General features: G+C 35.5%; 10 protein-coding genes and 1 pseudogene. 8 read left to right on the plus strand and 3 right to left on the minus strand.

Going from position 1 to position 15,290, the window contains the following annotated elements:
* The first annotated feature begins 118 nt into the window (after positions 1-118).
* From MHB42_RS03230 to MHB42_RS03245, 4 genes and pseudogenes are all read left to right on the plus strand, one after another.
* Entirely contained in the window at positions 119-1,195 is a 1,077-nt protein-coding gene (locus MHB42_RS03230; protein WP_340808519.1) for a CAP and S-layer homology domain-containing protein, read from the plus strand.
* A 221-nt stretch (positions 1,196-1,416) separates the two neighbouring features.
* Positions 1,417-2,328, plus strand: coding sequence for a C40 family peptidase (locus tag MHB42_RS03235; protein ID WP_340804349.1), 912 nt, complete (start codon positions 1,417-1,419; stop codon positions 2,326-2,328).
* Positions 2,329-2,619: 291 nt separating this feature from the next.
* On the plus strand, positions 2,620-4,482 hold the full coding sequence (locus MHB42_RS03240; protein WP_340804350.1) for an N-acetylmuramoyl-L-alanine amidase: 1,863 nt from the start codon (positions 2,620-2,622) through the stop codon (positions 4,480-4,482).
* Positions 4,483-5,327: 845 nt separating this feature from the next.
* Positions 5,328-5,639, plus strand: a pseudogene (locus MHB42_RS03245) (transposase); the annotation flags it as partial.
* Positions 5,640-5,712: 73 nt separating this feature from the next.
* Here MHB42_RS03245 and MHB42_RS03250 read toward each other — a convergent pair.
* Positions 5,713-7,668, minus strand: coding sequence for an S-layer homology domain-containing protein (locus MHB42_RS03250; RefSeq protein WP_340804351.1), 1,956 nt, complete (start codon positions 7,666-7,668; stop codon positions 5,713-5,715).
* A gap of 262 nt (positions 7,669-7,930) precedes the next feature.
* Between MHB42_RS03250 and MHB42_RS03255 the strand changes: the two genes are divergently transcribed.
* The gene (locus MHB42_RS03255; protein WP_340804352.1) at positions 7,931-8,152 is read left to right on the plus strand and encodes a hypothetical protein; all 222 of its coding nucleotides are present in this window, start codon (positions 7,931-7,933) and stop codon (positions 8,150-8,152) included.
* Between the two features lie 159 nt (positions 8,153-8,311).
* Here MHB42_RS03255 and pruA read toward each other — a convergent pair whose 3' ends face one another.
* Positions 8,312-9,856 (minus strand): L-glutamate gamma-semialdehyde dehydrogenase, encoded by a 1,545-nt coding sequence (gene pruA, locus MHB42_RS03260; protein WP_445299969.1) that lies wholly within the window; start codon positions 9,854-9,856, stop codon positions 8,312-8,314.
* A 179-nt stretch (positions 9,857-10,035) separates the two neighbouring features.
* Here pruA and MHB42_RS03265 point away from each other — a divergent pair, with 179 nt between their 5' ends.
* Positions 10,036-11,367, plus strand: coding sequence for a helix-turn-helix domain-containing protein (locus MHB42_RS03265; protein ID WP_340804353.1), 1,332 nt, complete (start codon positions 10,036-10,038; stop codon positions 11,365-11,367).
* Positions 11,368-11,389: 22 nt separating this feature from the next.
* On the opposite strand, the gene MHB42_RS03270 is transcribed toward MHB42_RS03265, so the two are convergent.
* Positions 11,390-12,364: a proline dehydrogenase family protein gene (locus tag MHB42_RS03270; RefSeq protein ID WP_340804354.1), complete on the minus strand. Its 975-nt coding sequence runs from the start codon at positions 12,362-12,364 to the stop codon at positions 11,390-11,392.
* Between the two features lie 359 nt (positions 12,365-12,723).
* Between MHB42_RS03270 and MHB42_RS03275 the strand changes: the two genes are divergently transcribed.
* Together MHB42_RS03275 and brnQ are read left to right on the plus strand one after the other, a co-directional pair.
* On the plus strand, positions 12,724-13,704 hold the full coding sequence (locus MHB42_RS03275; protein ID WP_340804355.1) for a proline racemase family protein: 981 nt from the start codon (positions 12,724-12,726) through the stop codon (positions 13,702-13,704).
* Between the two features lie 96 nt (positions 13,705-13,800).
* Positions 13,801-15,162 (plus strand): branched-chain amino acid transport system II carrier protein, encoded by a 1,362-nt coding sequence (brnQ, locus tag MHB42_RS03280; RefSeq protein ID WP_340804356.1) that lies wholly within the window; start codon positions 13,801-13,803, stop codon positions 15,160-15,162.
* Positions 15,163-15,290 lie beyond the last annotated feature (128 nt).

Genomic DNA, 15,290 nt, shown 5'->3' on the forward strand with positions numbered 1-15,290 from the left:
AAACTCCTTCTATAATAAGAAATAATGAAACTTTATCTGCTGGAAATTCGTATCTTATAGTGTAAATGGTAATATAACCACTACATTTTATACATAGTTTAAATTGAAGACAAGGGAGGTGGCTGTATTGAAAAGATTGATGTGTATAGTGCTGCTTGCAATTGTAACAGTGCTGGGGAGCCTTACAGGTGTTGGGCAAGTGGAAGCGGCATCATTCAAGGTGATAGATATTCCCAATTCGTATTGGGCAAATACGTCGATTCAGCATATGCTATCAAAGGAATATATGGCTACATATAGTGATCAAACATTTAAGCCTGAACAAGCGATTACAAGAGCAGAAGCTGCCGCAGCTATTGCACGCTCCATTCAGCCAAATATGGATACAGTGAAATCCACAAGCTTTAAGGATGTTCCTGCAACACATCCGTATTATAAAGAAATTTGCCAGCTTGAGAAGCTAGGTATTATTCAAAAAAGTGATGCCTTTCATCCAGAAGAGCCTTTAAAGCGCATGCAAGTAGTGAAGATGCTCGCATTAGCCTATAAGCTAAAAGTAGATAGTCAAAATCATAGCCAGTTTACAGATGTTCCTCGTACACATTGGGCAAAGGATTATATTGAATCTCTAGCAGATATAGGTATTATTGGTGGTGTTAACGCTAAACAATTTGCCCCTAACCAATTCGTGACACGTGCACAGTTTGCTGTATTTGTGGAGCGTAGCATTAACTTTCAGCAAAAAGTTACACGGCTGGAAGTAGCTTATGATTATTTAGCAAAAGATTATATTCCAACGATTAACCTTTCTACAGCATGGTCGAAAGAGGTTGTAGAATTAATTAATATGGAAAGACAGGAGCATAATTTAGCACCCGTTGTCTTTGATCCAGAGCTCACACAAATTGCTGTTATTAAAGCACAGGATATGGTGAAGCGCCATTATTTTGAGCATACTTCTCCTTATTATGGAGCACCATGGGATTTAGCGACATTATTTGATTATACGTATACAAGCTTTGGAGAAAATATTGCACGCAATTTCAAATCACCAGAGCTTACTGTTAAAGCATGGATGGCTTCTCCTTCACATCGAGATAATATTTTAAAAGAGCACTATACAAATACAGGTGTTGCTATTGCACAGGATAACAAAGGAAATTACTATTGGGTTCAAATGTTTGCTAGTCAATAAGTAGTAGTGTAACAAAGTATCTCTAATATTACAGAAATGTTACGAAAGCTCAAGATTACAATAAAAATAGTCTTTTTTGAACGCTGGAAATACCACCAAACGTTGGTATATCAGCGTTTTTTTACTTTCTAAAACCGTTACACAATTGAAAAATAATAATCTCCTCTTTTGTGATAGTCTATGTATAGGCAAAAAAGTTCTGAGAGGGGTATAACAAAAGTATGAAAAAGAAATGGTTACTACCGATTTTTGCATCATTTATGTTATTTTCAACAACTCATATCGATAATGCTGAAGCAGCGACAAAATCAGATGTCACTAGCACAGCTTCTAAATATTTAGGTATTCCTTATAAATACGGCGGTACAACAACAAGCGGTTTTGATTGCTCTGGCTTTACTTCTAAAGTATTTGCAGATCTAGGCATTAAATTAAACCGCACATCAGGCTCACAATATCAACAAGGTACTGCAGTAGCAAAAAGTGATCTTCAAGTTGGGGATTTACTATTTTTCAACACAAGTGGTCGTGGCATTTCACATGTAGCAATATACATAGGTGACGGAAAAATGATCCACTCTCAAACGAATCAAGGTGTAAGTTACTCAAACGTTAATGATCCATATTATTGGGGTTCTCGTTATGTAGGTGCTAAACGTGTTGCAACATTTGATGAGAAGCAACAAGCTGAGGTAAAACAAGCAGCAATTGACTTTTCTGTATATGCTTCTCGTGCAGAAGTAGCAGTACAAATTGCCAAAGCTTTAAACTTAGATACATCTGATACAAATACTGGCTTTGTAGATGTAAAACCAACAAATGCAAATGCAGGTGCTATTGCAGCTGTAGCAAAATTAGGTATCTTTGAAGGCGATGCAAATGGTAAATTTAATCCGTCTTCACCAATTACGCGTGCACAAATTGCTAAAGTATTGGTACTAGCATTTGGTCTTGAAAACCGTGGTGAAGCAAGAACATTTAGCGATGTTCCTCAAAATAGCTGGGCATATGAATATGTTTCAACTCTTGCAGCAAATGGTGTAACAACTGGTGATGGTGATGGTCAATTTGGTATGGATGAGTTACTTAAAATCGATCAATTAAAAACATTTATTAATAGAATTCAGCCATAAGTTGTTCATAAAATTTACATTTTCATGATGGAATAGATTGCAAGAAATGATCTTTAAATAACGTATAATGGAAGAAGGGTTTGCCATCGCAGACTCTTCTATTTTTATGATAATAGCACTGAAAAAAGGATGTGATTTGGAAAAAATATTTGTAACAGTTCTATTGTATGATGTTTTATTTAGTTAATTTTGTTAAAATGGACACGTTAAGAGAACAAGAAGGGAGGAAATAAGACATTGAACATCAAAAAAATTAGTCTTATCTTGTGCGTCTTATTCATTTCAGCTTCTATGTTTACATTACATAGTGCAAGTGTCAGCGCGAATACAAATATCAAGTTTGAAGATGTTTCTACTAATCATCAAGCCTATGAAGAAATCAATTATTTAGTAAATTTAGGTGTGATTCAAGGTTATTTTGTCAATGGTAAAAGAGTTTTTGGCCCAAATAATAATGTAACAAGAGGACAAGCAGCAAAAATGGTTGTTGTTGCCTCTGGAAACAAACCATTAGTTGTTAGTAAATCTAGCTTTTCAGATGTAACAGCAGGCACTGAAATGTCTGGTTACATAGAACGAGCTGTACAACTAGGGTTTTTCGACAAAAATACAAAAGGTCAATTCCTACCAAATAAAGCTTTAACTCGTGGTGAAATGAGTTATGTATTGTCGAAAGCATTTAATTTAGATACAAGCGAGTATGAAGGTGTTGATTCACCATTTATTGATGTAGGTATTACACATGAGTACGTAAAATATGTGAATACTATCTATTATAACGGTATTACAAATGGTACAGGCAATAAATATTTACCAAATGGTACAGTAACACGTGCACACTTTTCACTGTTTGTTGCTCGTGCAAAAAGTGAGAAATATCGTTTAGAGTTACCTGTAAAAGGGACATCTGTTCCTGATACATCACAGGTAATTGGTTTAATTAAAGTCACAACAGATGGCTTAAATATTCGTAAGTCAAAGGATTCTTCCTCAAGCACGAATATTGTAGGTCAAGTAAATAAAGGCGGTAAACTAGCTGTCTATGCCGTTGAAGGCAATTGGTTAAAAGTAACTTATAAAGGGGCATATGCTTATGTCTTTAAGCAATATGCAGAGTTTTTAGATGCAGATGGCAATGAGTTAGGAGCTGTTGCCAAAGAGGTTGTAACAAAAGGTGCTGTGAACTTGTATGTCAAACCAACTTCATCAGCAAAAATCATTACAACACTTAAAGCAAACGAAAAATTACCCGTTTATAAAACAGTTGGTGGCTACTATTTAACAAAAGTAAATGGTATGCCGGGCTATATTGTAGCGAACAGTACAACAGATGCAGCTGCAGAAGAAAAGCCAAATCCTAACCCAAATCCAACACCACCACCAGCAACTTCTGGTGATACACTTGGAAGAGTAACAGTTGCGAATCTAAATGTTCGTAGTCAAAGCAATGCAACATCTGCCGTATTATTCAAGTTGAATAAAGGAGCATATGTTCAAGTCCATAACGTTAACGGATATTGGGCACAAATCTCTTATAATGGTCAAACAGGCTACGTGCATAAGTCTTATCTAAAACTATTAAATCAATCAGGAAATCCTTTAAAAGATCGTGTAATCATCTTGGACCCAGGTCATGGTGGTAAGGACCCAGGCGCAGTAGTAGGCTCTGTTTCTGAGAAAAGTATTACATTAAAAGTGGGTACACAAGTAAAGCAAATGCTAGAAAATGCTGGTGCAAAGGTTTATATGACACGTACTGGCGACACATACCCATCATTACAGGATCGTGTAGATTTTACACAAGCAAACTATGGTGAAATTTTTGTGAGTATCCATGTCAATGCCGCTTCTAGTACATCTGCATCTGGTACTGAAACATACTATGCAATCTCGACAGGAGATATGTATCAGGAGGACATTGATTTAGCAACTTTCGTTAATAATCAAATCGTCAATAACTTAAATATGAAAAATCGTGGTGTGAAGCAGCAACAATACTACGTTATCCGTAATATGGCTATCCCATCTATTTTAGTGGAGCTTGGTTTCTTAACGAATAGCCAAGATCGCAATAAAATGACAGATGATCAATACGTTAAAGTATTTGCCGAATCGATCTATAATGGGATTTTACAATACTATAAAAAACAATAAAGCTTTTACAAGAAACGGTTCCAATAATTTTTGGAATCGTTTCTTTATCTATTGGCAAAGTGCAAGGCTAATAGTTTAATAAGCCATTAACCTTTCTATGTTATATACCCACACTACACAGACATAAACAATCTATATATGCAGCCATCGCTGAAAGACAAAGAAAAAGCTCCATATACATCTGCTGTTGGTATCAAAATTATCTATACAGCTACTTAATGTGTAGAAAATAAAATTATCAAGCATATTGATGATGTAAAGCCTATGGAAAGCATTGAATGTAGAATGGAGCCATGGATACATCCCAGTTAAGTAAGTATTATTATAATCAATAGAGGATGTGTCTTTTTATGAATTCAAGCAAACTTGTAGTGGAGGCTCTATATCAAGTTGTAATTATACGTTTACTTGTATAAAGAAAATGTCTATGAACGACAGTGAGCATGGTTAAATAAGCAAAAATGTACACTAGGATATTGATATTTGTACCAAAGTAATTTGTCCTGAAAACCAGCTAGTTTTCGGGACAAGTAGAACTTTAAGCTTTTTATTAGCTCTTCTTTAGTAAATTAGGAAAAGATTTGGTCATATGTTTTATAAAATAGCTTATTTCGATTCTTACCATCTAACTGGCATAAGTATGCAAAAAATAACTGTGCCATATTGTCCAGTTACCTTTTTGATTGGCGAGCTTTTTCATTTTTATAGCTTTCGAAGCTATAGGATGTATAACAATGCCTTCATGTTATTTTGAATGTGTTCGTTGTCAAAAATTAATTTCGATGAGGATAGTATTATATTGTGACAGAATTTTTGATAAATGGATTTAGAAACATTAAATCCGTTTATCAACAGGTGCCAAGCCCATGATTCATAGTGATCGTGGATTTCAATATACATCAAAAGAGTTTAAACGAATCGTAGAGCAAGCTTAGGTGATGCAAAGTATATTTCGTGCAGGATGTTGTTGAGATAACACATCCATTGAAAATTTTTGGGGTACGCTCAATTCAGAAATGTACTATCTTATGTGAATTTCAGTCTTGCGAGGAGCTGAAGAAAGCAATTGAGGTGTATATTCATTTCTATAACCATCAGCGCTATCAAAAAAACTAAACGGCTTAAGCCCTATAGAATTCAGAGCTCAAGTCGTTTAGATCCGTTTTATTATTTAGTCTGTCTACTCGACAGGGAGCAGTTCAAATTTTCTCGATGCCTTTTACTTATATGTTATCGAACCGTATTGATAACTTTTATATAATCTAGACTAATATAGGCTGGTTCTGTGTATGGTTTATCAGAGATAATTTGGCACCAACCATTTAAGCTGGCATCTGTTATAATAACAGGCATATTGCTTTTATTGAATGTATAAAGAGGGCTTTGGCTTGTTGATGCGTCAGGGCGCACATTAAGACCAGCCGTTGTTGTAACAGCAACTTTATATGGATTGCTAGCATCTTTAAAGCCTAATGCCTTTTCAGCGCGATAGTAGTGCCCTGCAATTTTAGCTCCCCAGAATGGGTCAGAGGCGTATTTCACATTAAAGCCCATCGCCTTAGAGCCAACGACTGCACCGTTTGTATAACGTCCACCAGGTGTAATATAGTTTGGCTGTAAGAACTTTTCAACAAGCTCATGAATATTTGCTTCCACACTATCAAACTTTTTATTTAATGGATTTGTATCATAAACGTATAGACCAAATAGATTATTTAAATTTTGAGCATGGTCACTCATACCATAAGCACTTTCATGTTGTGCAAGTGCCAAAATTAGCATTGCATTAATATGAGAGTTTACCTCCACTTCTTTTAACACAGAGCCTAAGCCAATTAATTTACTTTTCGTTGTGGCATTTTTATAAAGCGAAGCACCTGAGCTTTCAACCTCAGCTAATTTTTGCAAAATATATTGATCGAGCTCTTCAGCTGTATATTGTGTTTTCGCACGAGCAGGTAAAAATTGATAGTAGTTATAGGCTTCTCCTTTTGAAGAACCATTGGCATTTGTAAAGTTAATGCCATCCCAGCTGAAATATTTTTCACCTTGCTTCATAAAGCTAGGAGCCTTGCCATACACATAGCTAGCTGCATATTTATTTGATTTATAGTCATATAAAGTATGCTTAATCTCGCCATTCTCATTTGTATAGTAAGAGCGTCCTTTCATTAATCCAGAAGGAATTAACGAAACATCAGCCTGCTTTAAATAGCCGACATGGCCTGCTAAGCGTACTTTTACTTGTGTTGCATCACTGTCTAAGTATTCCATTTCAGTACTAGCAGCAACCGCCATTTGATCTTTAATGTTTTCAGAATATAATGCTACATAGTTATTTGTTACAACATGGCCTGAGGTCATTTTAATAATTTTATTATTATGTGTAATGACAAGTGAATGATTGGACATTGCTTTTTCGGCTGCTTCAAAGCTAGCAAAGGCTTGCTTCTCCACTAAATCACCATTTGAAATTTCCTTTACAATATACGTGGCAGTATTCCCATTATTGCTACCACTGTTATTGCCTGAGTTGCCATTGTTATTGTTGTTTTCAGGGGAGGTAGGGTTTTGACGAACACTATCAGCAAGGACAATTAAACGGAAAATAAACGTTGATGCCTCGCCAATTGTGGCATTATCTCTTGGTAAAAACATCCCATTTGAGCTACCTTTAATTAACCCTAGCTGAGCGCCAATTGCAATATCTTGACGGAAATCTTTAAAAATTGTGGCATTATCTTTAAACGTAATAGAAGAAGTGCCCTTTGGTATTTTTAAATAATCAACAGCTCGGATTAGCATAACAGCCATATGCTCTCTTGAAATATGTGCATTTGGCTTAAAGGAGCCATCTGTATAACCAGTAATAATTCCAGCCGTCGCAGCAAGTTTAATTTCGTCTGCAAATACGTATGTATCTGGAACATCTGTAAAGGTAATATTATTTTTTGTTGCTAAATTTAAAGCTTTTGCTATGTATGTGGCAAACTCACCGCGAGTTACTGTATCATTTGGTCGGTAGCTACCATTTTCATCTTTTAACAAAGCTTCTTTAGCAATTAAATAACGAAGACCGCTTTCATGCATATGTCCTGATAGCTCATCAGCATAGGCATTTTGGGGCTGCCAAATAACTATGCTGACAAACATCAAGAGTGATAGAAAAATTGATAGTTTTCTCATATTTTGACCCTCCTAAACTGATATTATTTTAACAAAGTTATAAAATCGGCATAAGGGTCAAAGGATATGAAAAAATATAAAAAGTACCAATTTGTTATAGGGAATAAGTATGGTTTTATCAAATGCAAGGGGAAATACATCAAAATAATTATGAGTTTCTTCTATTATATAGATATTTGTATACGTTATTAAAAAGTGAATCTCCTTTCGCTATTATTCGTATAACTAGTAAGCACTCTAAAATAGTAGGAGGGATGATACAATGTGGGTGATAGGTATTCCTTTTTTAATCATTGGCTTCGTAAATAAAGATTGGACATTTATTATTATTGGGATTGCATTATCAACTGCTTTTTATGCGGGGAAGGCTAGAGGGAAAACTAAAAATCAATTACGCCCCAGCGTAATTGTGTTCGGATTTTTTCGAGTTCGCTCGAAAAGCTCCTCTCAAAAATCCGTAACATCCGCCGGGGCTTTTATCTAGATTCAGTAGGCGTTTGGGCACTCACTGAATGTAGTAAAAATTAGCATTCATCCCCCTCCTACAGAGGAAGAGGTCTTCTGCTGAATCAAGATAAATAGATCAAGTGACAGAAAGGACTGTTTGAAAAGATAATAACTTTTCAAACAGTCCCTTTTTTAATTAAAGCATTTCTGAAGTTGTTTTTGCTTGCATGTGTAATTGTAGGTAGTCTGGGCCACCTGCTTTAGAGTCTGTGCCTGACATATTGAAGCCACCGAATGGTTGGTAACCAACAATCGCACCTGTACAGCCACGGTTGAAGTACAGGTTGCCGACATGGAATTCTTCACGTGCTTTTTCGATATGCATACGGTTTTTCGTAATAACTGCACCTGTTAAGCCGTATTCTGTATCGTTTGCAATGTCAATGGCATGGTCGAAATCTTTTGCTTTCGCAATTGCCACTACTGGTCCAAAGATTTCTTCCTTCATAATGCGTGCAGAAGGGTCTACATCTGCAAATACTGTTGGTTGTACAAAGTAACCTACTGAATCGTCTGCTGTACCACCTGCTACAAGACGACCTTCGCCTTTACCGATTTCAATGTACTCTGTAATTTTATTGAATGCTGCTTGGTCGATAACTGTTGCCATAAAGTTGCTGAAATCTGCTGGATCACCCACTGTTAATGTGTTTGTTAATTCCACCACACGCGCTACCACTTGGTCATAGACATCTTCTACGATAACCGCACGAGAACATGCAGAGCATTTTTGACCAGAGAAGCCAAATGCTGATTTCACGATGGATTGCGCAGCTAATTCTAAATCAGCTTCTTTATCGACAACGATTGTATCCTTACCACCCATTTCAGCGATGACACGTTTTAACCAAATTTGTCCTTCATTGACAACAGAGGCACGTTGGTTAATGCGTAAGCCAACATCACGTGAGCCTGTGAAGCTAATGAAGCGTGTTTTTGGATGGTCTACTAGGTAGTCGCCCACTTCTGCACCAGAGCCTGGGACAAAGTTAACCACACCTGCTGGAAGACCCGCTTCCTCTAATACTTCGATAAATTTATACGCAATAATTGGTGTTGTAGAAGCAGGCTTTAATAGCACTGTGTTCCCTGTTACTAATGCTGCCACCGTTGTGCCTGCCATAATTGCAAAGGCAAAGTTCCATGGAGAAATAACGATACCAATTCCTAATGGAATATAGTCATAGCGGTTATATTCACCCGGACGGCTTTCTACTGGTTGCCCATCTTTAATGCGTAGCATTTGACGACCATAGTATTCCATAAAGTCGATCGCTTCTGCTGTATCTGCATCTGCCTCAGCCCATGGTTTTCCTGCTTCCTTTGTTAATAAAGCTGAGAATTCATGCTTACGACGACGCACAATTGCTGCTGCTTTGAAAAGTACATCTGCACGAATAGCAGGATCAACCTTTTTCCATGTTTTAAATGCTTTGTCTGCCTCTTGCATCGCTTTTTCAGCAAGCGCTTGGTTCGCTTTGGATACACGACCTACGACTTCTGTTTTCTTTGCAGGGTTATAGGAAACGATTTTATCTTCTGTTGTGACACGCTCGCCACCAATAATGAGTGGATAGTCTTGGCCTAAGTAGCCTTCCACTTTATTTAAAGCTTCTACATATGCATTGTAGTTTGCCTCTTGTGTAAAATCTGTAAATGGTTCGTGTTTGTACGGAATCATTAGTAGTTTTCCTCCCATAAATAAAAGTGCCAAATGATTATGCACTATAAATTTTTTGATAATTCTATAATGCAATATAATTTGGCATTAATCAATATAAATTTTATAAATTTTTTAATTTTTAAGTCTGTTTTTCATATTGATGTTAAAATAAATGTAAGAGGATACAGGAGGATGAGATGGAAAATAATGTTTTATTAAATATTTATAAGTATGTTATTGAGCAGGGGGATATGGGTATCTGTGTAGTGGATATAGAGGGGAAGCTGCTTATATACAATAAAAAAATGCGAGAATTAGAGGGCGTTAATGAGGATGAATTTGAGCAGAGACGGGCACTAGAGATTATTGATTTTGAAATAGAAAAAAGTGATATCTATAAGGTGCTAAGCACGGAAACGCCTGTGCTAAATGTGAAAAAAACATATTGGAATAAAAAAAATCAAGAAGTTACCTACATAAGCAATATTTATCCACTGCACTATGAGGGGAAGCTAGTCGGTGCGGTGGAATTTGCACGGGATATTACACAGCTTGAATATATGATGTACCAGCCATTACGAAGATATGGTGCGCCGCTAACATTTGATATTATTACAGCCGTGTCTGATGTGATGAAGGATGTAATTGAGAAGGCAAAAATTGTTGCGCTTAGCAGAATGCCTGTGGTGCTAATTGGAGAGTCTGGTACAGGGATTGATATGATTGCTGAGGGTATTCATCATGATTTAAAGGTTCAAAATGATATGTTTATTGCGTTAATTTGCCGTAGGGATGAGGAAACAATATTAAAGCAATTTGAAAAATATATTGTTGAAAAGGAGAAAATCACCTTTTTTGCTGAACGGATTGAATATTTATCGATGGAGGCGCAGGAGCAAATTGTAGAGCTTTTCAACAACTATCCAAATCATCAACATATGCTAATTGCAAGTGTGGGCAAGGACCCAATCGATTTAATTCAAGAGCAGCAGCTATCGAAAAAATTATATCGTCTATTTTCAGGCATTACGATTTATGTGCCGCCATTACGAGAACGAAAAGAAGATATTATGCCATTTGTCGATGACTATTTTAAGCGACATCGTGATTCATTTGGTTCGTCAATTCAAGGCTTATCGGAGGAAGTAAAGGATATCTTTTTAACGTATGACTGGCCTGGAAATTTAAAGGAATTAGAAGTATTGCTTGATGAGATTTCCTCACTGCTCACAAATGAAACAGCTATTGACCTCCATATGCTACCAGCCCACTTCAAATGGAAAATCCAGCATTCCTCTGATTATGGGGCAGAGGATACGGCGGATTTATTTATTATTAAAAATCCAACTGATATTAGGCCGCTCGATGTCTACATGAAAGAGGTTGAGGAATATTATATTTCCAAGGCATTGGATTTTCATCAGGGGAATATTTCAAAAACCGCTGCCGCATTGGGGATACGACGCCAAAGTTTACAATATCGTGTGAAAAACTATAAGCTCAATAAAAAAAGCGAAAACATTGATTAATAAATGTTTTCGCTTTTTATTATTACTTCGCTTTTTTGGATAGACGGCCAAGAGCAAATGCTGCAACACCTAGGCCAATCGTTGTGTTTGTTTTTTTATTAAACACTTGCTTTGTTACAAGCGCTAGGTTTTGTGGGCGCTCTGCTAGACGGCGCATAAAGTATCCGTACCAATCATTACCAAATGGTAAATATGTACAGAAGTTATAGCCTTCACGTGCAAGGTCTAGCTGCATATCTTTACGGAAGCCATAAAGCATTTGGAATTCAAATTTATCGTTTGGAATATTATGCTGTTTTACAAATTGCTTTACATGATTGATAACATTATGGTCATGCGTTGCAATCGATGTAAATTTCCCGTGCAATAAATGGTATTCAATTAGCTTTAAGTAGTTGCGGTCGATATCAACTTTTGATTGATAAGCTACCTCCTCAGCTTCTTTGTAGGCACCTTTTACAATACGAAGGCGGAAATCCTTATATTTTTCAATGTTTTCGTCTGATTCGAAGAAGTATGCTTGAATAACTGTTCCAACATTATCGTACTCTTTGTGTAGCTTATCTAATAAATCAAATGAGCTATGTAAACGACCATAGTTTTCCATATCAAAGTTTACAAAAATATTGTATTGATGTGCAAGCGCTACCACTTCTTTTAAGTTTTCATAGCAGAAGTCGATATCGATATCTTGACCTAGCTGTGAAGGCTTAAGGGAGATATGTGCATCTAATTGCTCATCATGAATGGCTTGAATTACTGCTAAAATATTGTTTTTTGCTGCTGTTGCTGCTGATTTCTCAAAAACGAACTCACCAAGGTTATCAACAGTACAAGAAATATTTGCACGGTTTAATTCTTTAATTGTTTGCACAACCTCTGGAATAGTTGTTCCTGCTACAACGCTTTGTGCACCCATGCGTAAACCGTATTTTTGTGCAGCGCTGTTTAATAATTGATTTTCTGAAAGCGCGATAAAAAAGTCACGTAATGCCATAAAAATGACCCCCTGAATAGAAAATTTTAATTTCTTGGCGATTATATCACTTTAAAAAAAAAAGAAAACGGTTAAATTCTGAAAAAATTTTTTTCTGAAAGATGTTTTTTCGTTGTGAGGTATTGTGTTTATTGAATTTTCGAAGATTTAAAAACAAGCAAAAAAATTTTTTGTCGAAAAAAGAACTTTTCAAACGAGAGTTTTTGCTATATGTTGTGATGTATAGATTTATTTGAAAATTCAAAAAGGAGGGATTATAGCATTAAAATGGTATTTTAGTATCATTTTTACATTTTTAGGCATTGTTTATTCTAAATTATTTTAAAAAAGTATTTTCGGATTTTTAAGGAGGTAATTATATGAGCAATTATAAATACGAAATTAAAACAATTGATACACATACTGTAGGAGAAGCAACACGTATTGTAGTAGGCGGATTTCCAGAAATTGTTGGCGAAACAATGATGGACAAGAAAAACTTCGTAAAAGAAAATTATGACCATTTAAGAATGTTACTAATGAACGAGCCTCGCGGACACAAAGATATGTTTGGTTCTATTTTAGTTGAGCCTGTTAATAAACAATGTGATATTGGCGTTATTTTCATGGATAGTGGCGCTTACTTAAATATGTGTGGGCACGGAACTATTGGTACAGTTACAATGTGTATTAATACAGGGCTTATTGAAAAGAAAGATAAAGTATTAGTTGATACGCCATCGGGTATTGTTGAATGCTCTATTTATTATGATGGAGATGAAGTGGAATCAGTTGAATTTAAAAATGTACCAGCCTTTGTGCTACATAAAGATTTGAAAATTGAATTGGATGAATTGGGTACAGTTCAGCTCGATATTGCTTTTGGAGGAAGTTTTTTTGCAATAATAAATGCTAGTGAATTAAAAGTAGAAATTGATTTACAAAATAAACAAGAGATTCTTAAATATTCTAAAATCATAAGAGATTATGTGAATGAGAATGTTAGTATTAAACATCCACTAATTGAAGGTATCACATCTGTTGACTTAGTAGAGATTTCAGAAAAACTTACGAATAATCATTATAAAAATGTTGTTGTCTTTGGGAATGAACAAATTGACCGTTCACCTTGCGGAACAGGTACATGTGCAAAAATGGCAACGCTTTCTCTAAATGAAGGAGAGTCAATTATCCAAGAAAGTATTATTGGTTCGCAGTTTACAGGCAGAATTTTAGGTAGAACGAATGTAGGAGATTATGAAGCAATCATTCCATCTATCCGTGGTGCAGCTTGGATTACTGGAGAGCATAAATTTGTACTTCAAAATAAAGATATTTATCCAGAAGGCTTTGTTGTTTAAATAAATATAAACAGGTGTGTTGATTATATAAATATTGATTATTGATGTATGTATTATCAACACACCTAAACTATAAATAAAAAAGGGGTAGTATGTATGACGAATAAAATATCTCCATTTCAGATTTTAGCAATCGGCTTTATGTTATTTGCGATGTTTTTAGGTGCAGGGAATGTTATTTTTGCACCAATTGTAGGACAGCAAGCAGGAACCAACACACCGATTGCGATGTTGGGCTTCTTAATTACAGGGGTAGGCTTAGTTCTTTTAGCAATTATTGCATTAAATAAAGGGGGCGGAACGGTAGAAAGTTTAGCAAATCGTGTTTCAACAAAATTCTCCGTTGTTTTTTGTATTTTAATTTTCCTTGCATTAGGACCTTTCTATGTACTTCCACGTACAACATCGGTTGTGTATGAAATTGGATTACGTCAATTGTTACCAAGCGGTGGGAACCATGGAACATATTTAGCAATTTTTTCAGTTATCTTTTTTGCTGTGACAATTTATTTGTCTTGGGAAACATCTAAATTTATTGACCGTTTAGGAAAAGTTGCAACACCTATTTTTATGGTCATTTTAGTTTTAATTGTTGGAAAATCCATTATTACACCGATGGGTTCTGCCAATGCACCTGTGATAGGAGGCGATTATGAAACAACAATGGATGCCTTCTTAAAAGGCTTCACACAAGGCTATTTCACGATGGACGTACTAGCTGCCTTTGTATTTGGTGGTATCTTTATTAAATCAATTGAAGCACTGAATTTAAAATCACAAAAGGAAGTTTCAAAAGTGTTCTTCCAAGCAGGTGTTATTACAGTTATTGGTCTAATCGCTTTACAGGTATCTATGGCTTGGATTGGTGTATCAAGTGTAGACTCAGTTGGCTATGTGTCAAATGGTGGAGAGCTTATTGCTTTAGCATCAAAATCATTATTTGGACAACTTGGTCTTTATCTAATTGGGATTGTTATTTTCTTAACAGGAATTACAACAAACGTAGCATGTTTAGCCGCACCTGCGGAATATTTTAGCCGTGTTATTCCAAGTGTTTCATATAAAAAATGGTTAATTATTTTTTCATTATTTGGTGTTGTATTTACAAATTTCGGTTTAACAAAAATCTTATCAATAACTTCACCAGTATTAATGCTTTTATATCCAATTGCAATTACGTTAATTATCTTAATTTTCACAGATAAATTATTTGGTGGTGCACAAAGCGTTTATATCGGTGCGATGGTAGGCACAACATTTGTCGCAATTTTAGATGCATTGCAAGATGCGAAATTTATGGTAGAGGAAATTGATTCAACATTTTCTTTCATTCCATTATTTACATCAGATGCAGGTTGGATAATTACAGGATTATTAGGTGCAATTATTGGCTATTTCTTTAAAAATAATAAACAAAATGAAAATATTGTACAAGGTGATAACAAAGCAACAAACTAGATAAATAGCTATGCTATGATAATATCAATATTTAAAAGATTTTTTGCATGTTGAGTAAAAAGCACATTCATATTACCTAAAATTGAGGATTTTTGTTACAATAAAGGTAAATTTGAAGTAGGAGGCGA

Source organism: Lysinibacillus sp. FSL K6-0232 (assembly GCF_038008325.1).
Classification (GTDB): Bacteria; Bacillota; Bacilli; order Bacillales_A; family Planococcaceae; genus Lysinibacillus.